A 25,406-nucleotide genomic window follows, 5' to 3' on the forward strand; every position below is an offset into this window, starting at 1 on the left:
AGACAATGAAAAAAGACCTGAGTATAGGAACTCAAGTCTTTCATAAATAAACCCTAAAGCGATTTCTCTTTTGTTTGAACAATTAACAACATGGCAAATGAAATGATCATAATGGATATTACCCATAACCAAGCCATTTTCATATTTCCAGAATCAATTGCGACATATATCGCAGTAGGAATTGTTTGTGTCTTGCCAGGGATATTACCAGCGAACATTAAAGTTGCTCCAAATTCCCCTAGTGCTCGTGCAAAGCTTAAAATACTTCCTGTTATTAGACTGCTAGAAGCTAGGGGAATAGAAATATGATAAAACACTTTCCATTCACTGGCCCCATCTACTCTAGCTGCTTCTTCCACATTAGAGTCTACTCCTAAAAAACCCGATTTAGCTGAATTGTACATTAGTGGAAATGCTACAATGGTTGATGCAATAACGGCGGCCCACCAAGTAAAAATAATTGGTTGACCAAAAAACCATTCAATCGCTTGTCCAACTACGCTATTTCTCCCGAAGATTACGAGCAAAAAGAAACCAACAACCGTTGGCGGAAGAACCATCGGAATGATTAAAATCGTTTCTAAAATCGCTTTTCCTTTAAACTGCTTTCTCGCTAAAAACTTCCCTACTATCGTACCTAAAATAATAACGATAATTCCTGCAATAGCTGCTACTTTTAACGATAACCAAATAGGGCTAAGAAATTCTTGGATAGCTGCTTCACTCAATTGTAAATCCATAGTCTTCGTACACTTTCAATATTTTTTCACTTTGCAAGAAAGCATAAAACTCTTTTGCGGCCTCATAATGCTTAGAATCTTTTATCACTCCAACAGGATAAATAATCGGGCTATGAGAAGCTGAATCGGCAGATGCAACTATTGTTACTTTATCTGACGTTAAAGCATCAGTTTTATACACAACTCCCGCTTGAACATTTCCAGTTTCTACATAAGATAAAACTTGTCGAACATCTTTTGCAAAAACTATTTTCGGCTCCACATCATTCCATATTCCAACCTTTTCAAAAGACTCTTTCGCGTACTTTCCAGCAGGAACTGTTTCAGGAGTTCCAATTGAAAGTTGGCTTACCGACTCTTTCGCTAAGTCTTGAAAACTTTGGATCACTCCCTGTTCTTCCTTTGGAACGATTAAAACTAATTCATTGCTAAGTAAATCTGCTCCGTCTTCTTTTGCAATAAGTCCTTCTTCTACTAATAAATCAAATTTATCATCTGCTGCTGAGAAAAATAAATCTACCGGAGCTCCTTGCGAGATTTGTTGCTGTAGAGAACCTGAACCACCAAAGTTAAAATTCAACTTTACTTCCGGGTGCTTCTCTTTATATGTATGTTGAATTTCTTCCATTGCATCTTTCAAACTAGCTGCCGCTGAAATAGTTAGTTCGACTGGCTTCGTATTTTTTTGTGCCGTACCTTCTTCTATGTTTTCATCGTTGGAACATGCTGCTACTAATAAAAAAACGAATAAGAACATACTAATCTTTTTTAACATGTGATCACTCCTTTTTATAAGTCTTACTATTTACTTTAATATAACTAGTTCTGCGGTACAACGGAAACTGTCAAATGAAGTATCTTTTCGATTAAAAAAAGCCACTACTTATCGTCAAATATTATTCGACTTAAGTAGCGGTTCATTTTCTCACATAGCATTTCGAACGTTTTCAAATAAGATATTATTCTCTAAATGAACATGTTCATATGTGTCTTTTTCTAAGTATTCTAGTCGTTTATAAACGAGTTGATACGTCCCACAAGCCCCTTCTGGCGGCGTGAAATTTTTTGTGATTTCGCGAAGCTCTTTTAATAGAGTACCCGCATTTTCATGCTCTTGCTCTAATTCAAATACATGAGGTATTAACTGCTCAGCATTTTCTTTTGTTGGCTTGCTTAAAAATTGCATGATTAATGGAAAAACTACGTTATCTTCATCTTCTGTATGATCAAGTAATTCACGCTTTAGATGAAAAAATATTTCATGCACACGAAGGAGATGTGGATGTTTTTCTCCATGAACTTTCGATATTTTCGTAATATATGGGCTTAATGCTGGTAGTTCTTCTCGTAAAAATGCATGATGCTTCGTTTGTATATGATGAATTAACTCCTTCTCATCCAAAGATGTCGGAATTATATCCTGGAATTGGAATTGTTTCGACTCAATTTCCTTTACTTTTTCAAATACTTCACTCGGATCTAACTTTTTTTCAAGTACCGCGGTTTGAAGTGGCACTTTTCCACCACAACAAAAATCAATTCGAAGCTTTCTAAAAAGATCACCTGTTTGCGGGATTTGTTTAACGATGTCGGATACATTTGATTCTAAAGTTAACTGATTCATCTTACTTCCTCCCCAATACTATTTGTTCTACACTTCCATTGTAAGACGGACATACAAAAAGAATATAAGGGAGTTCCCTGTTCATCGTAAAATTCACTCTAATTTTTCAAATGATGAGTATAAAGTGGTATGATAGTTTGTAGATGTTAAACAAAGTAGGTAGTTTAAATGGTAAAACGATTAGTAGTGACAGGCTATAAGCAGCACGAATTAGGCATCTTTAATGATTCCCATCCAGGAATTCCAATCATAAAAAAAGCTATTCAAAATCAGCTACTCCCTCTTATAGAGGAAGGATTGGAATGGATCATTTTAAGCGGGCAACAGGGAGTTGAAACGTGGACTTCTGAACTCGTAGCAGAAATGAAAAAAGAGTTTCCGGAACTAAAATATGCTATTATCACTCCTTTTCTTGATCAAGAAAAAAACTGGAATGAGCAAAAACAAGAAAAATACCGCAACTTATTGTTTCAAGCGGATTTTCAAACAAGCCTTACGAAAAAACCGTATGAGGCTCCTTGGCAATTCATCGAAAAAAATAAATTTCTAATTCGAAATTCAGACGGTATACTTATTGTCTACGATGAAGAAAACGATGGTTCTCCAAAGTACATGAAAAAATTAGCAGAACAATATGCCGAGAAAGAAGATTATTCGATTTTTATAATCGATGCATATGATCTTCAACTAATAGCAGAAGAAATTGCAGAAGAAGAGAGGAATAATTTTATATGATTACAAAAAGATTAGCACAAAAATTAGCAAATGCTTCGAATAAAGAAGTAAGTTTATCACTAGAGGAAAAAGTCTATGCAGAAAAACATCAATTATTAGTCGATGGATTGACCGTAATAGAAATAGAAAAAAACAACCAATTTAAAGATGCTATTATCGAGCGTTTCCATAAAGAAACCGAAGAATTGATTTCTGAAGACAAAGCTGATTTTTTAACAAAGCCATTAGCTCATTTGAAAGAAAATATGCATGAATTTATTTACCTAGAATCTTCGAGCTTCGACACTATTGGCGTAGATGCAATTGCAATAGAATATGACGAAGTATTTGAAGTCTATACAGCTATGTTTGGACTTGCTCTCCAAAAGAAATTCGCTTCAGCGATGAAAACATTTTTAGATGAACACTTTAATTCAGAAAAAATGAACTATAGTATGATGTTTTCTGGCGAAGACGGACTTTGGGAAGTCAATTTACCGTTGAACTATTTTAATCACTTTGAAGAAAACAGCACAATTGAAGAAACATACCATTTCTTATATACACTTATTTTCTCATTAGGTGAAGCAGTTGAGCAGCTGTCATAATACGAAGCAATCATGAACAGTAAGCCATTCATGATTGCTTTATTTTTATATGCATACTTTGGAATTATGCGGCTAAACTAATGAGGATGTTTCATCACATTTTTATTAGGAGGAAGATTGGAATGAATCAAAACTCATTTAGTCAAGGCCAAACTCATCAAAATATGCAGACTGGCAATGTTACTCAGCAAATGAATCATGGTGGTCATGAGCTATTTGATGTTCATGAAGTTTTATCTTGCATGGTCGCTGGCTTAAATCAAAAAGTTATGCTTCGACCGCATGTAAAAGATCAAGAATTACTGACGATTTTAGATCGACAATATGCATTTTCGCTAGATGAATACAACATTACGGTGGAAGCTTTCAAAACTGGCAGAGATCCTTCGCACCCCACTTCAACATATAAAATGCAGCTGGGCAATGATTTTATATATGGGTTAAAACCTGGTCAGCCAAAAAAACCAATGCAAAATGCCAATGAAATTTCGGATGAAATGATTTCAGGTTACTTACTTGGTTCCTCTAAAACATCTGCAACAGCTAAAACAAGTGCAGCATTGGAAACAACTAATCCAGTTGTTCGTAGAGTGCTTGCCGACTCGATTCCAAACTGTATTGAAATGGCTTATGAGCTTTCCATTTATCAAAACAAACATCATTATTATCAGGTACCTCAACTTCCACAACAGGATATGCAGCAAATTTTAAATTCCTTTGCCCCCGTACAAGGTCAACAAATTCAGTAAGCAAAATAAATTATCTCTGTGGATACCCACAGAGATTTTTCATTGTTCCCCTTGTAAGATGTGTTAGTATTAACTATATATAAACAAAAAATACTAATATGTAACCAGTAAAGGATGATTTGATGAAAGTTGCAATTTTTGACTTCGATGGAACTTTATATGCAGAAGAAACTTTTAAATTATTAATGAACCATTTAAAAGAACATCCAATTTACAAAACAAAATACAGTCGTTTTTATCGTGCTATTCTTCCTCCTTATTTTGCACACAAATTTAAATTATATCCAACAACAAAAATGAAACAGCGTTCGATGAAGCTTTACTTAGATGCTTTTGCTGGTTTAACAGAAGCTGAAATGAATACTTATTTTGATGAGTTAGGCGTAAAAATGAAGAAAGATTTTAACAAAGAAGTACTTGCTAGACTTAAACAACATCAAAACGAACAAATACATATTTTACTTGTGTCTGGTGCATACACGCAGTTTTTACATCGCGTAACAGACGGCATAACATTCGATCAGATCATTGGAACAAATATTTCTTATAAGGACCAATTAATAGATGTCCATGCACCACTTATCCATATAAATGGTACACGTAAAACCGATCATATTTTAGAAGCATTAAAAGGGAAAGAAATCGACTGGGAAAATAGCTATGCTTACGGCGATAGTTTTTCAGACTTACCTGTACTTGAATTAGTAGGAAACCCTGTTGCAGTAAAACCAGAAGGAAAACTTCGAAAAATTGCAGCAACACGTGGATGGGAAATTATTTAGCTACATTTTAATAACCTTAAAATAAGACTTGCAAATGTAAAAACATTATGTCAGTCTTATTTTTTATTCACCCATTTTTCCATCAAACACCTATACCTTATCTTTTAGCTCTATAACTTTTCCTTCTTATTCCTTTCTATACCACCCATTTGTGACATCTTTGTGAATTCTTAATTTCATACCACAATCCGACATTTTTTTCATTTTGCATGTACTATAATGAAAAAGTTGCTTCCTTACACACTAATTTATCACCTAAAGATTTGAAGCTAAATACAATATTTGGAGGATGTTTTTTGTGAAAACTGCATTATGTGAAAAAGAATTATTGATTCAAATCGGAATTAAAAGAAAAGCGATGTACAAAAAAGCGAAGAGTTTTGGTTTTACTCATCCCATTGTAGTTTCCTGCAGTCAAGAGCTGGATGTGCTAATTAATAAATATCATGATAAAGTTTCCTAACAAAACGATAATTATTCAACTATAGATATATGTAGAAAAACCGTTCAGTACCTACTAAAGGACTGAACGGTTTTATCATACTGTATCTTTTCAGATGAACTCTAACTATATCCGAACATTAATATCCTTCCCATGTAAATACGATTTTATTTCGGAAATAGTATAATCTCCATAATGAATCATCGAAGCTACAAGTGCAGCGTCAGCTTTTCCATCTATAAACACTTCCTCGATATGTTCAAGTTTTCCTGCTCCCCCTGAAGCAATAATTGGCACATTTACTTTTTCAGAAAGCAACTTGATCAGCTCGACATCATAGCCATTTTTCATCCCATCTTTATGAATGCTTGTACAAATAATTTCCCCTGCACCAAGTTCCGTTGCTTGTTCTGCCCATTCAATTACATCCATCCCCGTTTTCTCGTGCCCTGAATGTGTATATACTTCCCAACGAATAATTTCCTTTTCCTCATTATAAATAGGCATTGCATCTAGTCCTAAAACAACGCATTGTTTGCCATATATTTCTGCTGCTTCCCTTAAAAGTTCTGGACGCTCGACTGCGGCTGAGTTCACTCCTACTTTATCGGCACCTGCACGAAGCAAGCGTTTAAAATCATCGATTGTTCGGACTCCGCCAATTACGGAGAATGGAATGTATACTTCTTCCGCTACTTTACGTATCCACTCTATTTTTAAATCCTGATTTTTTAAAGAAGCAGTTGTATCTAGATAAATCAATTCATCTGCGCCATCTTCTGTATATTTCTTTCCGAGTTGTGCAGGATCTCCAATAATGGTTGGATTTCGAAATTGGACATATTTTACTGCTTGATCATTCAAGACATCAATTGCTGGTACAATCCTTTTTCTAAGCATGTATGCCCCTCCTTATTTACAATAATTATGTAATAGCTGAATGCCATATTTACCACTTTTTTCAGGATGGAACTGCACACCCATTACTTGTTCATTGCCAATAATACTAGCAAAATCGTTAAAGTAATTCGTTGTTCCTAATACATCATTTACTTCCGATGGTTTCGCAAAATAGGAATGGACAAAGTAAAAATCACTGTTATCTGGAATTTCATTCAATAAAAAATGATTTTGCACATTATTTACTTGATTCCACCCCATATGCGGAATCTTTTCAGACATCTCTTTAAACAGTGGAACTGTTCCTTTCAGAAAGCCTAAGCATGCTACATTCCCCTCTTCACTCGTTTCCAGTAATAGCTGCATACCTAAACAAATGCCTAAGAGAGGCATCCCATTTACAACTTGCTCTTTCAAATAGTCACTTAAACCCGATTCATTTAATACGTCCATCGCAACTTTTGCATTCCCAACTCCAGGTAAGATTAGCTTTTGTATCGATTCATCGTGATCAGTAGCTTTTGTTATTAGCTTCGTTTCATACCCTAGGCGCGCAATTGCTTTTAAAACACTATGTAAGTTACCTGCTCCATAATCAATAATGCCAATCATCCCTTAACCTCCACCAGTTCGTTTTGTTTTATTATGCCATTTCGAAAATAATAAAGGAAGAAAAACTTTAGCGCACTAGCATAATAAAACCAGTCATGATGAAATGACTGGTTTCTTATTAACATATTCACTTACTTTTTTCGCTACATCTTGCCCTTCCTTAATCGCCCAAACGATTAAACTTTGCCCTTTTCTTGCATCCCCTGCAGTAAAGAGTCCTTCTACATTTGTCACATAATCTTTTGGTGAAGCAGCAATTTTTTTATTGACAATTGTTACTCCGAATTGCGTTGGTAACGAAAGCTCTGCTCCTTCAAAACCAATTGCAACGAAAACAAACTGCGCTGGCCATATTTTTTCTGTCCCTGGGATTTCTCGGAAAAAGTAATAGCCATCTTCTCCAAGTATTTTCTCCATATGAATCGTATGGAGCTCTTTTAAATGCCCATTTTTATCTGCAACCATCCGTTTTGTTTGTATTAAATATTCTCGTGGATCTTTCCCATATTTTGCATTGGCTTCTTCATATGCGTATTCTAACTTGAAAATGTTTGGATCCGTTGGCCATACATTATCTTCTGCTCGAGCACTTGGCAACACTGGATGCTTCCCAAATTGAACGACACTTCGACAATTTTGGCGTATGGCAGTTGCCACACAGTCTGCTCCTGTATCACCACCACCGATCACAATAACATCCTTGCCTTTTGTATCGATAAACTTTCCATCTACAAAGTTAGAATCTAGCAAGCTTTTTGTCGTTGAAGTTAAGTAATCCATTGCAAGGTAAACTCCAGTTGATTGGCTTCCTTCCATATGAATCTCTCGTTGCTTCTGAGCGCCAATACATAAAATAATCGCATCATAATTTTCTTTTAAGGCTTCCGCAGAAATGTCTTTCCCTACTTCCGTATTTAAAATAAAATCAATTCCTTCTTGTACAAGAAGCTGAATGCGACGTTCGACTACTTCTTTTTCTAGCTTCATATTTGGAATCCCATACATTAATAACCCTCCAGCCCGGTCCGCTCGTTCATATATCGTCACAGAATGCCCAGCTTGATTTAACTCATCTGCACTAGCAAGTCCTGCTGGTCCTGAACCAATTATGGCAATTTTCTTTCCTGTACGATTATTAGGTATGCGAGGAGTTATCCAGCTATTTTCAAAGCCTTTATCTATAATTGTTCGTTCGATATTTTTAATCGACACTGCTGGATCTGAAATTGCGAGTGTGCAGGAACCTTCACAAGGTGCTGGACATACACGACCAGTGAATTCCGGGAAATTATTCGTCATCATTAATCGTTCCAACGCTTCCTGCCATTTCCCTTTATACACTAAGTCATTCCACTCTGGTATTAAATTATTAATAGGACAACCAGCTGTTGCTCCTCTAATTTCAATTCCCATATGGCAAAAAGGAGTTGCGCAATCCATGCATCTCGCACCTTGTGTTTGCAACGCTTCATCCGTTAACTTTGATGCGTATTCGTTCCAGTTTTTGATGCGTTTTAGAGGGGCTTGTTCCTTTCCCTTTTCTCTATTATATTCCATAAATCCAGTCGCTTTACCCATTTCCCATTGCCCCTCTCGTTATTTTTTTACAAGCTCCAATTCTTTCTTTTCTTTTTTATTGGACGTTGCTAAAAATGCTTGCATTGCTGCTTGATCGTCTGTATATCCTTCGCTTTTTAATGTTTCTATTTTAGATAGCATTGTTTTGTAATCATTCGGTACAACTTTTACGAATTTCTGAACAACCACATCCCAATTGTCTAGCATATAAGATGCTTTCGTGCTCTTTGTATAAAAGAAATGCTCTGTCACTAGTTGTCTAATTGCATGTATTTCTTCGCTTAACGTCAATTGTTCAAAAGCAATCATTTCGGTATTACATTTATATTTAAAATCGTCTAAGTCATCTACAAGCACATACGCAATTCCGCCCGACATACCTGCACCAAAGTTTTTTCCAACATCGCCTAATATAACAGCACGGCCACCCGTCATATATTCACAACCATGGTCCCCAATACCTTCTACAACAACATCAACTCCACTATTTCGAACTGCAAAACGTTCCCCAGCACGACCATTAATAAAAGCAAATCCACTCGTTGCACCATACAGGGCAACATTACCAGCAATAACATTTTTTTCAGCAGTCCCTTTAAGCGGAGCTGCTACAATTAGTTTTCCACCCGATAAACCTTTACCAAAATAATCATTCACGTCACCAGTTACATACATCGACATTCCTTTTGGAACAAATGCCCCAAAACTTTGTCCTGCTGCACCAGTAAAACGTAATGTAATCGAATCTTCCGGCAGGCCGGCAGAACCGTATTGTTTGGAAATTTCACTACCAATAATTGTTCCTACGACACGATCGGTATTTGCGATTGGATAGTTCAACTCTATTGTCGTTCCATTTTCAATCGTTTTTTGCATGTTAGGCAATAACTCCCTTAAATCAAAAGATTCCTCGATTTTATGATTTTGAGGAGTTTTATAGGTGCGTACCCCTTCCGGTTGATATAATAATGCTGCTAAATCCAATTGTTTTGCTTTCCAATGCGCTTTTGCACGTTCACTTACTTCTAACACATCTGTACGCCCAACCATTTCTTCCACAGTTCTAAATCCTAATAAAGCCATATATTCACGAACTTCCTCTGCTACAAATCGCATGAAATTGACGACATAGTCTGCACTTCCTGTAAATTTGTCTCGCAGGTCTGGATTTTGCGTTGCAATCCCTACTGGGCATGTATCTAAATGACACGCTCTCATCATGATACAACCCATTACAATTAATGGAGCCGTTGCAAAACCATACTCCTCTGCTCCAAGTAATGCAGCCATAACAACATCTTTTCCTGTCATAAGCTTGCCATCTGTTTCCAAAACGACACGATCACGCAATCCATTCAGCATTAGTGTTTGATGCGCTTCTGCAAGTCCTAACTCCCACGGTAACCCAGTATGCTTTATACTCGTTTTTGGTGATGCTCCTGTTCCACCGTCATATCCACTTATAACGATAACGTCGGCAGCCCCTTTGGCAACACCGGCAGCGATCGTTCCAACACCTGATTTTGCAACAAGCTTCACACTAATTCTTGCTGCTCGATTGGCATTTTTCAAATCATGTATTAACTGCGACATATCTTCAATCGAATATATATCATGATGTGGTGGAGGTGATATTAATCCAACTCCTGGTGTAGAACCACGAACATCCGCTACCCAAGGATATACTTTATTGCCAGGTAATTGCCCGCCTTCACCCGGTTTTGCTCCTTGTGCCATTTTAATTTGAAGTTCATCTGCTTGAACCAAATAATGACTTTTCACTCCAAACCGCCCGGAAGCAATTTGTTTAATCGCACTTCGACGATTATCTCCATTCGCATCTAGTTCATAACGACTTGAGTGCTCTCCACCTTCTCCACTATTACTCTTTCCCCCTAAACGATTCATCGCAATTGCCAACGTTTCATGTGCCTCTTGGCTTAATGATCCAAATGACATTGCACCTGTTTTAAATCGTTTTACGATGGATTCTACAGACTCTACTTCGTCTAGTGGAATACGTTTACAGTCTTTTTTGAATGTCAGTAAGTTGCGTAAAAATCCAATACGTTCTTCATTTGCCATTTCAGCGTATTGTCTGTAAAGACCATAGTCTCCTCTTCTAGTAGCCCACTGCAATGTATGAATTGTTTTCGGATTAAACGCATGATGCTCTCCTGTACTTCTCCATTGAAAATCACTACCCGATTCCAATGATTTATCTGCTGACGCAACTGCATCTGCATGTCGGCGATTAGCTTCTGCTTCAATTGTTTTTAAATCAATGCCACCAAGTTGAGACACAGTCCCCGTAAAATACTTTTCGATAACGTCTTTATGAATGCCAACTGCTTCAAAAATTTGTGCCCCACGGTAACTTTGTACGGTTGAAATACCCATTTTCGACATTACTTTCACGACGCCATCCGCAATTCCTTTGCTATACTTTGCAATAGCATCTGTATAGCTACTCGTTATATGCCCATCTACTATTGCCTCCGCTAGCGTCGCATACGCTAAATAAGGGTTGATAGCATCCACACCAAAGCCGATAAGCGCAGCAAACTGATGCACTTCTCTGACTTCTGCGGATTCGACGATAATGCTTATTTTCGTGCGGTTTCCTGTTCGTAGCAAATGTTGGTGAAGGTTACTTGCTGCCAATAAAACCGGTATTGCCACTGTATTTTTATCCATCATTCGGTCTGTCAAAATAATTAACGTAGTGCCTTTTTCGATTAGCTCATCTGCTTGTTTAGCAATGTCGTTTAATGATTTTTCTAAATCTCCAGTCATTTCAAGGCGGATTGTATTACTTTTAAAATGTTTTATGTCGTTCACTTTTAACTGATGCATTTGGCTATTCGTTACGATCGGTGTATCGAGAAAAATACGTTTACTATTAAGCTCACTCGGCTTTAATAAGTCCGCTTCTGCACCTAATAAAGTCATCGTAGACGTGACGATATGCTCGCGAATCGAATCAATCGGCGGATTTGTCACTTGAGCAAATAGCTGTTTAAAATAATTAAATAAAGATTGAGGTCGATCCGACAATACAGCAAGTGGCGTATCATTTCCCATTGATCCAATAGGGTCTTTCCCATCAAGTGCAATAGGTATTATATACTTTTGAATATCTTCAAACGTATAACCAAATACTTTTTGACGAAACAGCAAATCATCGAATTGCTCCGCTTCTTCTTTTTCCGATTGAATCGTCACTAAGTTTTCTTCCAACCACTGATCGTATGGAAGTGCATTTGCCATGTTAGATTTAATCTCTTCATCGGAAATAATTCTCCCTTGTTCTAAATCTACTAATAGCATTTTTCCAGGACTTAAACGTTCCTTATACAAAATATTTTTTTCTTCTACATCTACAACGCCAACTTCAGAAGAAAAAATTATATAATCATCTTTTGTCACATAATAACGAGCAGGACGTAAACCATTTCTGTCTAAAATCGCACCAATTTGTTTGCCGTCTGTAAAAGAAATGGCTGTTGGACCATCCCACGGCTCCATTAGGGAACTATGATAAGCATAAAATGCTTTTTTCTCTGCGCTAATATGTAGATTTTCTGTCCAAGGCTCTGGAATAAGCATCATAGCGGTATGAGCTGGTGATCTTCCAGCAAGTACAAAAAACTCAAAAGCATTATCAAGCATCGAAGAATCACTACCATTTGTATCAATAATCGGAAGCAGTTTTGCAAGATCTTCTCCGAATGCTTCGGAAACAAACTGTTGCTCACGCGCTTTCATCCAGTTAATATTCCCTCGAAGTGTATTAATCTCTCCATTATGAACGATGTATCTATTTGGATGCGCTCGTTCCCAGCTTGGAAACGTATTCGTACTATAGCGTGAATGTACGAGTGAAAATGCAGATGTAAATAATTCGTTTTGAAGATCCACATAAAATAAATCCACTTCTGCGGGAGTAAGTAACCCCTTATACACGATTGTTCGACTAGATAAACTTGCACAATAGAATTTTTTTTCGTGCTGTAAAGCCCAATGCTCCGCTTGCTTTCGTATAACATATAATTTCCGTTCGAATACAAGAGAATCCTTTGAGTTCACTGATTTGATAAATACTTGTCGCACGACTGGCAATGTTTCATTCGCTATAGCACTTAGCACTGTCGCATTAATCGGAACTGTTCTCCATCCAATAAGTTCTTGCCCAGCTTCTATAATATAGTCATTTATTTTTTGTTCGATTGTTTCTCTTTCGTTGTCATCTTTTGTAAAAAATAACATACCGACCCCGTAGTTTCCTTTCACGGGTAGCTCCCATTCTGTGCACTCTGCTCGGAAATAGGCATCGGGAATTTGGACCATTAAACCTGCCCCGTCTCCCGTTTGACCATCACTTCCACGACCAGCACGATGATCGAGTCGGCATAACATTTCTAACCCTTTTTTTACGATTTCATGTGTTGCATTACCTTTTATATGTGCATATAAACCTATCCCACATGCGTCATGTTCAAACTCTGGTTTGTACAGACCTTGCGCTTTTGGTATTTGATGAAATGTCATGTTTATCCCTCCATTTTCCATAAAAAGTTACTTATGAATATTGTAGGTTTTCAAATTGATATAAACAATATATAATTTGGATATAATTCATCTGTTTTCGAGATAGGTTGAAGGGGTGTCCTATGGAATTACGACAAATACGCTATTTTATCGAGGTTGCAGAACGTGAACATATTTCAGAAGCAGCGGTACATTTACATGTCGCACAATCCGCTGTTAGTAGACAAATCGCTAATTTAGAAGAAGAACTTGGCGTAGAGTTATTTGAACGAGTAGGCAGAAACGTCAAGTTAACACCGATAGGGAAGATTTTTTTAACACATAGTGTTTCCGCACTGCAAGCAATTGACTACGCAAAGAAACAAATTGACGAGTATTTAGATCCTAAAAAAGGGACGATTAAAATCGGGTTCCCTACTAGTTTAGCAAGTCATCTTTTACCAACTGTCATATCAGCTTTTAAAAAAGAATACCCTGATGTAGCGTTTCATCTACGCCAAGGTTCTTATAATTATTTAATCGATTCCGTGAAAAATAGAGAGCTTAATCTTGCTTTTTTAGGGCCACTTCCTCCAAAAGATAGTGCAATAAACACTGCCATTTTGTTTACAGAAAATATTTCCGCACTTGTTCCTTCTAATCACCATTTTGCAAAGCGAGAAAAGCTTCAGTTAATTGATTTGAGAAATGAAGCTTTTGTATTGTTTCCAGAAGGGTATATTTTAAACAAAATGGTTGTGGAAGCATGTAATTCTGTTGGATTTGAACCAATTGTGTCTTCAGAGGGAGAAGATATGGACGCTATTAAAGGCTTAGTTGCTGCTGGGATAGGATTGAGCCTTTTGCCAGAGAGCACTTTTTATGATTCTACACCAAGGTTTACGGTCAAAATTCCGATCACTTCACCTGAAATCCGAAGAACTGTAGGGATTATTACACCAGTGAACCGGGAGCTCTCTCCTTCAGAAAAAGTGTTTCAACAATTTGTTATACGATTCTTTTCAATTTTAGGGCAATACCAGTAATACTAGTGTCCAATTGTAAAAACTAAAAAATCTCTGTGAACATCCACAGAGATTTTTTAAAACTACTATAGAGTTATTTCACTTTGTTATAGAACTCTACAAAGTTATTTACTACTTTATCTAAGAAGTCCACTGTTCTTTCATCTACAAGCTCATTTTGGTCGTTTATTTTTGTATGGACAGCTCCGATATATACTTCGTTTCCTGGAAGTAACTTCACCTGTAAAGTTGGATTCGCAAGAATATCTCTTAAATGCATTTGAGCACGAACACTTCCTAATACACCTGTCGAAGAACCTACAATAAATGCTGGTTTATCTTTTAAATCATGTCCACTACGCGACATCCAATCCATCGCATTTTTCAATGCACCAGGAATAGAATAATTATATTCGGGAACTGCAAACAATACTCCTTCCGCATTACGAACTTTCATTTTAAAATCCATCGCACCTTTTGGTGGAGTGTCTTCAATGTCCGGGTTAAACATTTCTACCTCATTAATCAACGCGATTTCAATAGATAATTTATCTGCATATCGTTTTTGCATATATTTTACTATTTTCAAGTTAAAAGATTCTTTTTTGTTACTACCTATAATTGCCGTTACTTTAATTGTCATATATATTTCCCCTTTGTCTTAATCATCACATTTTTCAGTATAACACAATGGCATTTTTTCATGCTTGAAAAATGCTCACATTAAAACAAAAGAAAAAGAGGAGATTGCTCTATTTCATTAGCAATCTCCTCTTTTAAACTAAATTTTATCCAACAATCGCATTTGCAACTACTAACATAATCAAAGCTGTAAACCAAGCAAGCGTTGTAGGTACTGACCAAACTAAAATTTGTTCTTTTAACTTTGTAATTCCAAGCATGCGGTTAACAACCCAGAATAACGAGTCATTAAAATAAGAGAATAACATCGCACCTAATGCAGCCGCTTGTGCTGCAAGCGCTAAGTTTACATCTAAATTCGCAAGTATTGGAGCTGAGATTGAAGCTGCGGTAATCATCGCAACTGTACCACTACCTTGAATTAAACGAACGATAGAAGCAATAAAGAACGGTATTAAAATAGCTGGTAACGGTAATCCAGCAATAATTTCTGCAAGATAATCTCCAGTTCCACTGTCACGCAGAACTGTACCTAATGCCCCACCAGCACCAGTTACTAGTAAAATAATACCAGCAGTAGTCATTCCTTCTTCCATTCTTCCTAATGCTTCGTCACGCTTCATACGGTTAGCTAAACCGTAAATTGCTGCAACTAACCCTAGCGCTAATGCAATGATAGGTTGACCTAAAAATAATACATAATCCCAAACCCCACCAGTAATTTTCAATGCGGATAATGTTGTGTTTAAAAATATTAATATGATTGGCAATAAAATCGGGAAAAATGAAAGAAATAGTGATGGTAATTCTTTCTCACGATCTGCAGATGCAGCTAAAAAGTCATTATATACCATGTCAGAAGAATCCTTACGAACAAATCCCTCTCCATCTTCTTCAGGCACTTGATAAATGCGTTTGCCAATCCACTGTGCGTATAATACACCTACAATAATAATCGGAATTGCGAATATTAATCCCCAAAAAATCATCTCACCGATATCAACACCAAAAATCCCTGCAACTCCCAATGGTCCTGGAGTCGGCGGTACAGCGTGATGTGTTGCAGCTAAACCAATTGCAAGAGCAATCCCAAGTGTAACGACGGATTTACCTGTTTTACGAGATAATGATTTTACTAACGGATTTAATATAACAAATGCAGAGTCTACAAATATTGGAATGGAAACAATGTATCCTGCAATTGCCATTGCCCACTCTTCTCTTTTCTTTCCTACTAAACGAATCAGCGAGTATGCTAGCTTTTCAGCGGCACCTGTCACTTCTAAAATACGTCCCATCATAACTCCAAGACCTACTACAATCCCTATAGATGCGAGTGTATTCCCAAAACCTGAAGTGATGGAATTCACAACTTTGAGCGGCTCCATACCTCCGATTAATCCAGTAATGGAAGCTGCAATAATAAGTGCTAAAAATGCGTGAATTTTCGTTTTTAAAACAAGTAAAATAAGTACTGTAATACCAATCGCTAAACCAAGCAACATTTGCATTTCTAATGTCATCCCATGAAACCCCTTTCATTCTCTTTTAAAGAAAAAGGAAAGCACTCCCTTTCCTTTTTCCCCTATATTTTTTACAGTGATTCTCGAGTAAATTTCGGAGCATATTCTGCAGCAAGTTTAATACATTCATACATACTTACTTCAGATGCAATATTTTTCCAAGCTATATCAAACGCAGTTCCGTGGTCTACAGAAGTACGTAAAAATGGTAAGCCATTTGTAATTGAAATTGTACGGTGGAAATCTGTCATTTTTGCAGCAATATGACCTTGGTCATGGTATAAAGAAAGTACTGCATCATATTTCCCGTTTAATGCTTGGAAGAATACAGAATCAGCAGGAACTGGACCGTAAGCATCAATTCCAGAAGCTTTCGCTAATTCAACGCCCGGTTTAATTTCCTCTACTTCTTCATTACCAAATAGTCCGCCTTCGCCAGCATGTGGGTTAAGCCCAGCAACAGCTAATTTGCGTGATTCAACACCAAGACGTTGTAGGGCTTTGTCACAACGAATTAAATAATCATGCACACGCTCTTTTGTCATTTGTGTAATTGCTTCTGCTACTGACACGTGACGAGTTAAGAAGAAAATACGCATTCCATTTACTTGGAACATTGTTAAAGGATCTGGAGTTTTCCCTAAATCTTCAAGCATTTCAGTATGACCAATATAAGGTACTTTTGCAGCTTTTAACGATTCTTTATTGATAGGAGTTGTTGCAATTGCTTTTACTTCCCCAGCCATTGCCATTTCTACAGAACGTTTGATAAATTCAAATGCAGCTTGACCATTTTGTGCTGAAACTTGTCCTGGCTCAAAAGAGTCCATATCAATATTTGCTAAGTCAATAACATCAATTGTTCCAAATTCATAAGCGCCATCTGCTGGAGTTGCAACTGTGCTCACTTTTAAATTCACACCTGTTACTTCGATAGCTTTACGAAGAACATTTGCATCTCCTACAACTAGTGGTTTACACATATTGTATAACTCTTCTTTTGCTAATGATTTTACTGTAATTTCTGGACCAATACCTGCCGCATCTCCCATAGGAATCGCGATTATTTCTCTTACTGTTGACATATCCTATACACTTCCTTCTTCTTTTTTATTCATTAAAAATCTTACACATTTATAGATAGAATACTTATCTCCTACTGTGCCACCTTTTGTAATAACTGGAATTCCATCAAGTGTCCCACCATTGAAATGTCCATAAGCAGCACGTGGAAGAACTTCTTCTTGTAAACCAATCGCCTCTGCTCCACTAACAGCACATAATGCCGCAGTAACATCTCCTCCACTTGAAAACGTTCCATCAATTGGATATTCTGTTTGCTGAACGACGCTATTCGTTACCCGAGCAAGACCTTCAGTAATCCGTTTCGCAAGTATTTCTTCCGTAGTACCTTCTCGAACTGCAATTTCCGAAAGATTTAATTTTTCGGTTCCTGGAGAATAAGTCGTGATTAATAGTATTTCTTGTTCTTCTAATTTTATTAAAGCCTCTTTTGTCGCACGGTCAATTTCCACGTCCCATGAACTTGTAATAGAAGCCAATGCTTCTGTATTAACATAGACAGGTTGAACAGCTTTCTTATCTATTAAATAATTTAATTGTCTTCCAGTTAAAGGTGTTATACTTCCAACAGTGACAATAAATTTATTCATTTGAACATTTTGATGCGCTTTCATTCGACCATATGAAGCAGTTAAAGGACCTGGATCGACAGGGATAAAATGAGTTCCTTCTATTGAAACCATCGCTTCGGCAATATAGTCAATTTCTTCATTAGTAACTGCGTCCACTACAATGATTCGATGGCCCTCTTCGATTTGGCGCATTAGCTCTAATTGTATTGTTTCTTTACCTTTTAATACTTTACCAAGACCGATATGGGAAACGGAGTGTTCGCTTTGTTCTTCCATAATAGTCGGAACATGTGATTTTGTTATTGGATTCATCGGGTCCTTTGCAACATCAGTCGCTTCTACCGGAACACCATCTACTAAAAGATAGCCACCAGATACAACACGACCAGAGTCAGGATACGAAACGACAACAACTGCCACACTAGTCTCTCCAATAGCATCTAGCAAAACACCTGTTTCTACTCCTATATTTCCTCGTACCGTACTATCAATACGTTTTCCAATAACAGTAGCTCCCCAAGTAGAAAGCTGTTCGTAAGCTTTTAATACACGCGCTTCTGATGATGAAGTTGAGCAATATCTGCTGTCTGTATCAATGCCTAAAGCAGTAAAACCACCTTTTGTCGGAACTTCTCCACCGAATACAACAGTTGCACTCGTAAAGCCGTTTTTAATAAGAAGAACACCCGTTGCATTTGCACCTGTTAAATCATCTGCAATTACACCAATTTTCATGTTTACACACCCTTAATAAACTTTGACATTTCTCCATACACTTGCTCAAGCTCTTTTGGAAAAGTTTGATCTGTAATAATTCCAGTTATAGCATCTACATCTGCAATTTTGGCAAATGCTTTTTTCTCAAACTTTTGAGCATCTACCGTTAAATACACGCTTTCACTTGCGTTAATCATTTCTTTCTTTATAGCAGCTTTTTCAAACGTCGCAGATGTTATTCCTAACGTCGAATGAACTGCGTGCGCACCTAAAAATAAAATATCTACATGAATATCTTTTAACATTTTCTCTGCGTAGGAACCAAATACCGCCCCTACATCATTTTGAACTTTACCACCAATTAATATAATTTCCATTTCACTATCAACTAGTTCAGCAGCAACTTTAATATCATTCGTGATAATAGTTAAGTTCTTTCTTGTTTTTAAGCGTCTCGCAATTTCAAGCGTCGTAGTACCGGAATCGAGTAATATTCTCATACCATCTTTTACTAAGCCTACTGCGATTTCAGCAATTTCTACTTTTTGCGCATGCGCTTCGGAAATTTTTTGTCGGTAACTTTGTTCACCAATAATCGCTTGAGCAAGTGTTGCTCCACCATGAGTTCGTATTAACTTCTTTTGTTTTTCTAACTCATCTAAATCTCGTCGAACAGTCATTGCAGAAACATCTAATAGATCAACTAAATCTAAAATTTCCACTTTTCCTTTTTGGGTAAGTTCTTCTAAAATTCGTTTCTTCCGTAAACTTGGAGTCATAAAATCATCCCTTCACTTTTGAAAGCGTGTTCACTATGAACATATTATGTCTAAATATTTTAAATATGTCAATACTATTTGTTCTTTTTTATCACAATTTGTTCAAATCTAACAAACGACACCTGATTTTAAATCATCGAACAATTTTGAATCGTCCAAAAAATTAAAGTATTTTTCGCTTTAGTGTGATAAAATATAGTAATGTTTTATTTAAATTGGAGGTATTCAAAATATTATGCTAGCAGGAAACACGAAGCCAGTTCAAGTAGAAAAAATATTAATCGCTCATCAGTTTTTAAAGGATGTTGTCGTGCATACACCTTTACAAAAAAACGACTATTTATCTCAAAAATATAGTTGTTCCATTTATATTAAAAGAGAAGATTTACAGCATGTTCGCTCTTTCAAACTGCGAGGTGCCTATTACAAAATTAAAACAATCGAAAACGAGGCTCGGGCAAAAGGCGTCGTTTGCGCAAGTGCTGGTAACCATGCGCAAGGAGTTGCTTATGCATGCGCTCAACTTGGAATCTTCGCAAAAATTTTCATGCCTCTTACAACCCCTAAACAAAAAATTGATCAAGTAAATATGTTTGGGCGTGATTTTGTAGAAGTCATACTTGCAGGTGATACATTCGACGATTCCGCAATCACTGCTTTAGCATATACAAAAGCAGAAGACCATATTTTCATCCACCCTTTTGATGACCAAGAAATAATCGCTGGACAAGGAACAGTTGCAATCGAGATTATGAACGATATCGAAGAACCAATTGACTTTGTTTTCGGAAGTATCGGTGGCGGCGGACTAATATCTGGAGTATCTACTTATATAAAAAACGTTTCCCCTGAAACAAAAATAATCGGAGTAGAACCAGCTGGTGCTGGAAGTATGAAAGCTGCATTAGCAAATAAAGGAGCCATAGCATTAGAAACAATTGATAAATTTGTAGATGGTGCGGCTGTAAAATGCGTTGGAGAGCTAACATATGAAGTTTGTAATAGATACGTAGATGACGTCCTTCTTGTGCCAGAAGGAAAAGTTTGTACAACTATTTTAGATTTGTACAATAAACATGCCATTATTGCAGAACCTGCTGGAGCACTTCCAATTGCCGCTTTGGATTTTTATCAAGACCAAATAAAAGGTAAATCTGTTGTCTGTATTATTAGTGGAGGAAATAACGATATTGGGAGAATGCAAGAAATAAAAGAAAGATCCTTATTATATGAAGGACTTCTTTATTATTTCATCGTAAAATTTCCACAAAGATCTGGTGCGCTACGTCAATTTCTCGATAAAGTACTCGGACCAGATGACGATATTACGACATTTGAGTACACGAAAAAGAACAATAAAGAAAGTGGCCCAGCACTTGTTGGCATCGAATTAAAAAACAGCAATGATTATAATGGGCTAATTTTGAGAATGAGTGAGAATGGATTTTCATACAAAGAAGTAAATAAAGACAGCACCCTTTTCGAATTGTTAATTTGACGAAAACCTTTGCTATTACTTGCTTTCGAAGCATTTCAAATGATATTTTTTGCGAAACATGATTTTATTTTTTTCAATTTGCACCTCACTTTTCTAGCAATATAACATTCTCTTTGATATAATAATTATTGTATTATAAACATTCTAATGTAGGAGGAATTATTCCATGTCTGAAAACTTGAACAATAACAAATTGACAACTGCAGCTGGGGCACCAGTTGTAGATAACCAAAACTCAATGTCTGCTGGAGCGCGAGGACCATTATTATTACAAGACGTTTGGTTATTAGAAAAACTTGCACATTTTGATAGAGAAGTAATTCCTGAACGTCGTATGCATGCAAAAGGTTCTGCGGCTTATGGTAAATTTACTGTTACTCATGATATTACGAAATATACGAAAGCAAGCATCTTCTCTGAAATCGGGAAAGAAACTGATATGTTCGTTCGTTTCTCAACTGTAGCTGGTGAACGCGGAGCTGCTGACGCAGAACGTGATATTCGTGGTTTCTCTATGAGATTTTACACAGAACAAGGTAACTGGGATTTAGTTGGTAACAACACACCAGTATTCTTCTTCCGTGATCCACTTAACTTCCCAGACTTAAACCATGCTGTTAAACGTGACCCACGCACAAATATGCGTAGCGCAAATAACAACTGGGATTTCTGGACTTCATTACCAGAAGCACTTCACCAAGTGACAATTGTAATGAGTGATCGTGGTATTCCTGAAACGTATAGAAATATGCACGGTTTCGGAAGCCATACATTTAGTATGATCAATGCTGACAATGAACGAGTTTGGGTTAAATTCCACATGCGTTCTGAGCAACCTATTCAAAACTTAACAGACCAAGAAGCAGAACTTGTAGTTGGTAAAGACCGCGAAAGTCACCAAAAAGATCTTTTCGATAATATCGAACAAGGTAACTTCCCGAAATGGAAAATGTATATTCAAGTAATGACAGAAGAGCAAGCAAACAATATGCCGTACAATCCTTTTGACTTAACAAAAGTTTGGTATAAAAAAGATTTCCCACTTATCGAAGTTGGTGAATGGGAACTTAACCGTAACCCTGAAAACTATTTCGCTGAAGTTGAGCAAGCTGCTTTTACACCAGCTAACGTAGTACCTGGTATTAGCTTCTCACCAGACAAAATGCTTCAAGGTCGTTTATTCTCATATGGTGATGCACAACGTTACCGTCTAGGTGTAAACCATCACCAAATTCCAGTGAACCAACCTAGATGTCCAGTAAACTCTTTCCATAGAGATGGAGCTATGCGTACGGACGGTAACCTAGGTGGAACACTTCACTATGAGCCAAACTCATACGGAAAATGGAAATCACAACCGGAATTCAAAGAACCAGCTCTTGCAATTAACGGTGCTGCATCAATTTGGGATTTCCGCGAAGACGATGATAACTACTTCGAGCAACCAGGCAAGTTATTTAACTTAATGACTCCTGAGCAACAACAAACATTGTTCGAAAACACTGCTCGTAACATTAATGGCGTAGACAAGCATATTCAAATCCGTCACATCACTCATTGCTATAAGGCAGATCCTGCTTATGGTAAAGGGATTGCTGATGCAATTGGAATCGCTTGGGGCGACGTAGAAGCTGCTCTAGCAGAATAATAAAATAACAAAAAGGACAGCGAATTTGCTGTCCTTTTTGTTATTTATATAGGGTCAATTACCTTAAAAAAGAAAGGCTAATAACCAGCCACCTATTCCACCGACGATACCCATTACGATTAGTATGCTTCCATGTTTCGTTGACTCGTAATCTCTACTTAAAACAACGCCCATACAAATTGCCACTATTCCAAGATATATAGGAAAAAACCAAATGCAAATATAGCTGATAGCCAACCGATTGTTATTAGTATTTTCCTTCCATCTTTTTGGATAAAGCATCTCCCCCTTGAACTACTAGATACGAGTGAAACTACAACAAGTTCCAATTTTTATGATCAATAACTTCTACTCCCTCAAAGTAACGAAAAAAAGAAGACTCACTGAGTAGTCCTCTTCAAACTTCTTTTATTTACTTTCATAAAATTCTTCTGATATGCCTTGAATTAATGGTGACGCTTCACCAGAATAAAAAATACGTAAATCATGGAGAGATCTCGTGCAGCCTACATATAATAATTTGGCATCATACTTTGAATCTTTATAATGATTTGCATCCACATCGATCAGTAACACTGCATCAAATTCCAACCCTTTAGCTAAATACACTGGTACGACAGAAATACCACCTTCGTATTTGCTTTGATTTGCTTCAATGACATTCACCCTAACCCCTGCCGCTAACAACTTTTCATGTATGGAACGGCATTCAGCATCTGTTCTACCGATAATTGCAATCGTCTCGAGATTTTCTTTTCGTAAATCTTGTAGTGCCTTATCGATTTCGGTCATTTGATCATCCGTAGCAATTACTTTCACTTTTTCCCCACTACGAAAAACTGGTATTGCTAGACCTACTGGGACTTCTGCATGCTTGATGACCTCATTTGCAAACTCGATAATTTCTTTTGTTGAACGGTAGCTTCTTGTCAGTTCATAATAACCTGTTTCTTGAAACACTTCTTTAAAGTCATTCCAGTCCTCAATGCCTTGATAATTATAAATCGCCTGAGATAAATCACCTAAAATAGTAAAAGAGTTGCCTAATGTAATCTCTTTTAAAATATAAATTTGAAATGGCGAAAAGTCTTGTGCTTCATCGATAACAACATGATGAAATTTTTGTTTGCTTTCTATTCCCGTTAACTGATGATGAATATATACGAGCGGCGCTAAATCTTCTACATTTACTTCTTTTTTTAGGCAATTCTTTTCTGTTTCTCGAACTAGCTCTTCAGGCAATAATTCTACTATTTCTTTTTGTTTCATCAACGAAGTATAAAATGACAAAGCGCTCATTTTTGGCCAAAACTTCATATATGCATTTAGTCTATTATTAGCCTCTTTTTTCAGCAGCTTTTTCTCATTCGTTTCCTCGATTTCTTTTAGTTCAATCTCTATCCAACGCTTGATTCGTGCAACTAATCGTTCCCTGCGTTTTATTAATGGATAATGCTTATATTCAACCATTAACCACTTCTTTATTTCATCCAATGGTATGACAGCTTGATTCCATAGTTCTAAATCAGTTGTTGGTACTAGATTTTCTTCCAACTGAATGAAACTTTTTTCAATAAATGACTTAAACTTGATGGACCCTTTTAATTTATCGAGCATAATTTTATTATTATCTCGATTAATTGAAAAAGCTTCTTTCAGCTTTTCTTCTGGATTTTTTAATTTCACCGCATTATCTAAGAGTCGTAACGCCCATTCTGGAAAAGTAGTTTGTTTAATATTCCCTACGCCAAGTTCAGGAAGGACGCCTGAAATATAGTCTAAAAACAAACTGTTTGGAGCGAAAATAATCATTCTATCTGCTTGTAGCTGTTCCCGATATTCATATATTAAAAAAGCAAGGCGATGTAAAGCGACTGTTGTTTTCCCGCTCCCTGCAACTCCTTGAATCAATAATGGCATGTTTTTCTCAGCCCGGATAATTTCATTTTGTTCAGATTGTATCGTTGAAACGATATCTTTTAATTTATTGTCTTTATTTTCACCTAATCGGTATAAGAGAAATTCATCTGTCAGTGATACATCTTCACTTCCTTTTACATATGTATCAATAACTCGTTCTAGCTCTCTTTTCCGAATGGCAATGTTTCTTTTTAAATGGACCTCTCCTTCTACTAATCCATCGGGAGATTGATAAAAAGCAGGTTCTTCGCCACCAGTAAAGGAATAAAACATACTCGCAACTGGTGCACGCCAATCAATAACTACCGGTTTCTTCGCGTCCTCATCAGGAACCCCGACTTTCCCAATATAAAGTGGATTCGGCTCTAATTGACCATCCTCTTGAAAATCTAACCGACCAAAGTACGGCGCTTGTACAGCAATTCGCAAATTTTTCCTATTTAGCTCCCTCATACTTTCAAGAACTTGCTCAGTATAGTCATCTCCATGATAAACTGGAATACTTTCTAGCTTGTTTATTTGCTCATCCAGTTTAGATAAAACCTCTTGCAATCGTTGTGATTCCGCTTCATATCTAGTGCTCATTATTGATACTACCCCCTACCTGTTCTAAAAATTCAGTCGAGTTATCATTGTATGAAAATGTATATATAAAGTCAATAATTTATTAATAAAAAAGCATCTGAAAGTGAACGAATCACTTATCAGATGCTTTCAAAT

General features: G+C 36.8%; 21 protein-coding genes. 8 read left to right on the top strand and 13 right to left on the bottom strand.

The window, feature by feature from the left end:
* Positions 1–53: 53 nt before the first annotated feature.
* The 3 genes from modB to ric all read right to left on the bottom strand — a co-directional run bounded on the left by modB (position 54) and on the right by ric (position 2,364).
* Positions 54–740 (bottom strand): molybdate ABC transporter permease subunit, encoded by a 687-nt coding sequence (gene modB, locus RUH95_RS00660; RefSeq protein ID WP_313890886.1) that lies wholly within the window; start codon positions 738–740, stop codon positions 54–56.
* On the bottom strand, positions 721–1,515 hold the full coding sequence (modA, locus tag RUH95_RS00665; protein WP_313890887.1) for a molybdate ABC transporter substrate-binding protein: 795 nt from the start codon (positions 1,513–1,515) through the stop codon (positions 721–723). Before modA ends, modB begins: the two co-directional genes overlap by 20 nt.
* Before the next feature lie 150 nt (positions 1,516–1,665).
* Positions 1,666–2,364: an iron-sulfur cluster repair di-iron protein gene (ric, locus tag RUH95_RS00670; RefSeq protein WP_313890888.1), complete on the bottom strand. Its 699-nt coding sequence runs from the start codon at positions 2,362–2,364 to the stop codon at positions 1,666–1,668.
* Positions 2,365–2,532: 168 nt separating this feature from the next.
* Between ric and RUH95_RS00675 the strand changes: the two genes are divergently transcribed.
* The 5 genes from RUH95_RS00675 to RUH95_RS00695 all read left to right on the top strand — a co-directional run bounded on the left by RUH95_RS00675 (position 2,533) and on the right by RUH95_RS00695 (position 5,680).
* Positions 2,533–3,099 carry an SLOG family protein gene (locus RUH95_RS00675; RefSeq protein WP_313890889.1) on the top strand — a complete coding sequence of 189 codons (567 nt, stop codon included), beginning with the start codon at positions 2,533–2,535 and terminating at the stop codon, positions 3,097–3,099.
* Positions 3,096–3,686 carry a branched-chain amino acid aminotransferase gene (locus tag RUH95_RS00680; RefSeq protein ID WP_313890890.1) on the top strand — a complete coding sequence of 197 codons (591 nt, stop codon included), beginning with the start codon at positions 3,096–3,098 and terminating at the stop codon, positions 3,684–3,686. The genes RUH95_RS00675 and RUH95_RS00680 overlap by 4 nt, the downstream gene beginning before the upstream one ends.
* A gap of 122 nt (positions 3,687–3,808) precedes the next feature.
* Positions 3,809–4,435: a spore coat protein gene (locus RUH95_RS00685; RefSeq protein ID WP_313890891.1), complete on the top strand. Its 627-nt coding sequence runs from the start codon at positions 3,809–3,811 to the stop codon at positions 4,433–4,435.
* A 122-nt stretch (positions 4,436–4,557) separates the two neighbouring features.
* Positions 4,558–5,217, top strand: a complete 660-nt coding sequence (locus tag RUH95_RS00690) for an HAD family hydrolase (RefSeq protein WP_313890892.1) — start codon at positions 4,558–4,560, stop codon at positions 5,215–5,217.
* 298 nt (positions 5,218–5,515) lie between these two features.
* On the top strand, positions 5,516–5,680 hold the full coding sequence (locus RUH95_RS00695; protein WP_397469465.1) for a Spo0E family sporulation regulatory protein-aspartic acid phosphatase: 165 nt from the start codon (positions 5,516–5,518) through the stop codon (positions 5,678–5,680).
* A 105-nt stretch (positions 5,681–5,785) separates the two neighbouring features.
* Here RUH95_RS00695 and hisF read toward each other — a convergent pair whose 3' ends face one another.
* The 4 genes from hisF to gltB form a co-directional block, all read right to left on the bottom strand.
* Positions 5,786–6,559: an imidazole glycerol phosphate synthase subunit HisF gene (gene hisF / locus RUH95_RS00700; RefSeq protein WP_313890894.1), complete on the bottom strand. Its 774-nt coding sequence runs from the start codon at positions 6,557–6,559 to the stop codon at positions 5,786–5,788.
* Positions 6,560–6,571: 12 nt separating this feature from the next.
* Positions 6,572–7,171: an imidazole glycerol phosphate synthase subunit HisH gene (hisH, locus tag RUH95_RS00705; protein ID WP_313890895.1), complete on the bottom strand. Its 600-nt coding sequence runs from the start codon at positions 7,169–7,171 to the stop codon at positions 6,572–6,574.
* 93 nt (positions 7,172–7,264) lie between these two features.
* A complete protein-coding gene (gene gltD / locus RUH95_RS00710) occupies positions 7,265–8,749 on the bottom strand; it encodes a glutamate synthase small subunit (RefSeq protein ID WP_313890896.1) in 1,485 nt (494 codons plus the stop codon).
* A gap of 18 nt (positions 8,750–8,767) precedes the next feature.
* The gene (gltB, locus tag RUH95_RS00715) at positions 8,768–13,300 is read right to left on the bottom strand and encodes a glutamate synthase large subunit (protein WP_313890897.1); all 4,533 of its coding nucleotides are present in this window, start codon (positions 13,298–13,300) and stop codon (positions 8,768–8,770) included.
* A 122-nt stretch (positions 13,301–13,422) separates the two neighbouring features.
* On the opposite strand from gltB, the gene gltC reads away from it, so the two are divergent.
* Entirely contained in the window at positions 13,423–14,325 is a 903-nt protein-coding gene (gltC, locus tag RUH95_RS00720; RefSeq protein ID WP_313890898.1) for a glutamate biosynthesis transcriptional regulator GltC, read from the top strand.
* Between the two features lie 73 nt (positions 14,326–14,398).
* Here the strand turns inward: gltC and RUH95_RS00725 are convergent, their stop codons facing one another.
* The 5 genes from RUH95_RS00725 to RUH95_RS00745 form a co-directional block, all read right to left on the bottom strand.
* Positions 14,399–14,947 (bottom strand): NADPH-dependent FMN reductase, encoded by a 549-nt coding sequence (locus RUH95_RS00725; RefSeq protein WP_313890899.1) that lies wholly within the window; start codon positions 14,945–14,947, stop codon positions 14,399–14,401.
* A 145-nt stretch (positions 14,948–15,092) separates the two neighbouring features.
* Complete coding sequence (locus RUH95_RS00730) at positions 15,093–16,469, bottom strand: GntP family permease (protein WP_313890900.1); 1,377 nt, start codon at positions 16,467–16,469, stop codon at positions 15,093–15,095.
* Positions 16,470–16,540: 71 nt separating this feature from the next.
* On the bottom strand, positions 16,541–17,554 hold the full coding sequence (pdxA, locus tag RUH95_RS00735) for a 4-hydroxythreonine-4-phosphate dehydrogenase PdxA (RefSeq protein WP_313890901.1): 1,014 nt from the start codon (positions 17,552–17,554) through the stop codon (positions 16,541–16,543).
* Positions 17,555–17,557: 3 nt separating this feature from the next.
* The gene (locus RUH95_RS00740; RefSeq protein ID WP_313890902.1) at positions 17,558–18,859 is read right to left on the bottom strand and encodes a four-carbon acid sugar kinase family protein; all 1,302 of its coding nucleotides are present in this window, start codon (positions 18,857–18,859) and stop codon (positions 17,558–17,560) included.
* A gap of 2 nt (positions 18,860–18,861) precedes the next feature.
* A complete protein-coding gene (locus RUH95_RS00745) occupies positions 18,862–19,620 on the bottom strand; it encodes a DeoR/GlpR family DNA-binding transcription regulator (protein ID WP_313890903.1) in 759 nt (252 codons plus the stop codon).
* A gap of 235 nt (positions 19,621–19,855) precedes the next feature.
* Between RUH95_RS00745 and ilvA the strand changes: the two genes are divergently transcribed.
* Together ilvA and RUH95_RS00755 are read left to right on the top strand one after the other, a co-directional pair.
* Positions 19,856–21,118: a threonine ammonia-lyase IlvA gene (gene ilvA, locus RUH95_RS00750; protein WP_313890904.1), complete on the top strand. Its 1,263-nt coding sequence runs from the start codon at positions 19,856–19,858 to the stop codon at positions 21,116–21,118.
* Positions 21,119–21,284: 166 nt separating this feature from the next.
* Positions 21,285–22,766 carry a catalase gene (locus RUH95_RS00755; protein WP_313890905.1) on the top strand — a complete coding sequence of 494 codons (1,482 nt, stop codon included), beginning with the start codon at positions 21,285–21,287 and terminating at the stop codon, positions 22,764–22,766.
* A 408-nt stretch (positions 22,767–23,174) separates the two neighbouring features.
* Here the strand turns inward: RUH95_RS00755 and RUH95_RS00760 are convergent, their stop codons facing one another.
* Entirely contained in the window at positions 23,175–25,271 is a 2,097-nt protein-coding gene (locus RUH95_RS00760) for a HelD family protein (RefSeq protein WP_313890906.1), read from the bottom strand.
* Between the last annotated feature and the right edge of the window lie 135 nt (positions 25,272–25,406).

This window comes from Psychrobacillus sp. (assembly GCF_032154225.1).
Classification (GTDB): Bacteria; Bacillota; Bacilli; order Bacillales_A; family Planococcaceae; genus Psychrobacillus.

Coding starts and splice junctions, on each gene's coding strand:
- modB (WP_313890886.1), bottom strand. CDS start 740: ATGGATTTACAATTGAGTGAAGCAGCTATCCAAGAATTTCTTAGCCCT.
- modA (WP_313890887.1), bottom strand. CDS start 1,515: ATGTTAAAAAAGATTAGTATGTTCTTATTCGTTTTTTTATTAGTAGCA.
- ric (WP_313890888.1), bottom strand. CDS start 2,364: ATGAATCAGTTAACTTTAGAATCAAATGTATCCGACATCGTTAAACAA.
- RUH95_RS00675 (WP_313890889.1), top strand. CDS start 2,533: ATGGTAAAACGATTAGTAGTGACAGGCTATAAGCAGCACGAATTAGGC.
- RUH95_RS00680 (WP_313890890.1), top strand. CDS start 3,096: ATGATTACAAAAAGATTAGCACAAAAATTAGCAAATGCTTCGAATAAA.
- RUH95_RS00685 (WP_313890891.1), top strand. CDS start 3,809: ATGAATCAAAACTCATTTAGTCAAGGCCAAACTCATCAAAATATGCAG.
- RUH95_RS00690 (WP_313890892.1), top strand. CDS start 4,558: ATGAAAGTTGCAATTTTTGACTTCGATGGAACTTTATATGCAGAAGAA.
- hisF (WP_313890894.1), bottom strand. CDS start 6,559: ATGCTTAGAAAAAGGATTGTACCAGCAATTGATGTCTTGAATGATCAA.
- hisH (WP_313890895.1), bottom strand. CDS start 7,171: ATGATTGGCATTATTGATTATGGAGCAGGTAACTTACATAGTGTTTTA.
- gltD (WP_313890896.1), bottom strand. CDS start 8,749: ATGGGTAAAGCGACTGGATTTATGGAATATAATAGAGAAAAGGGAAAG.
- gltB (WP_313890897.1), bottom strand. CDS start 13,300: ATGACATTTCATCAAATACCAAAAGCGCAAGGTCTGTACAAACCAGAG.
- gltC (WP_313890898.1), top strand. CDS start 13,423: ATGGAATTACGACAAATACGCTATTTTATCGAGGTTGCAGAACGTGAA.
- RUH95_RS00725 (WP_313890899.1), bottom strand. CDS start 14,947: ATGACAATTAAAGTAACGGCAATTATAGGTAGTAACAAAAAAGAATCT.
- RUH95_RS00730 (WP_313890900.1), bottom strand. CDS start 16,469: ATGACATTAGAAATGCAAATGTTGCTTGGTTTAGCGATTGGTATTACA.
- pdxA (WP_313890901.1), bottom strand. CDS start 17,554: ATGTCAACAGTAAGAGAAATAATCGCGATTCCTATGGGAGATGCGGCA.
- RUH95_RS00740 (WP_313890902.1), bottom strand. CDS start 18,859: ATGAAAATTGGTGTAATTGCAGATGATTTAACAGGTGCAAATGCAACG.
- RUH95_RS00745 (WP_313890903.1), bottom strand. CDS start 19,620: ATGACTCCAAGTTTACGGAAGAAACGAATTTTAGAAGAACTTACCCAA.
- ilvA (WP_313890904.1), top strand. CDS start 19,856: ATGCTAGCAGGAAACACGAAGCCAGTTCAAGTAGAAAAAATATTAATC.
- RUH95_RS00755 (WP_313890905.1), top strand. CDS start 21,285: ATGTCTGAAAACTTGAACAATAACAAATTGACAACTGCAGCTGGGGCA.
- RUH95_RS00760 (WP_313890906.1), bottom strand. CDS start 25,271: ATGAGCACTAGATATGAAGCGGAATCACAACGATTGCAAGAGGTTTTA.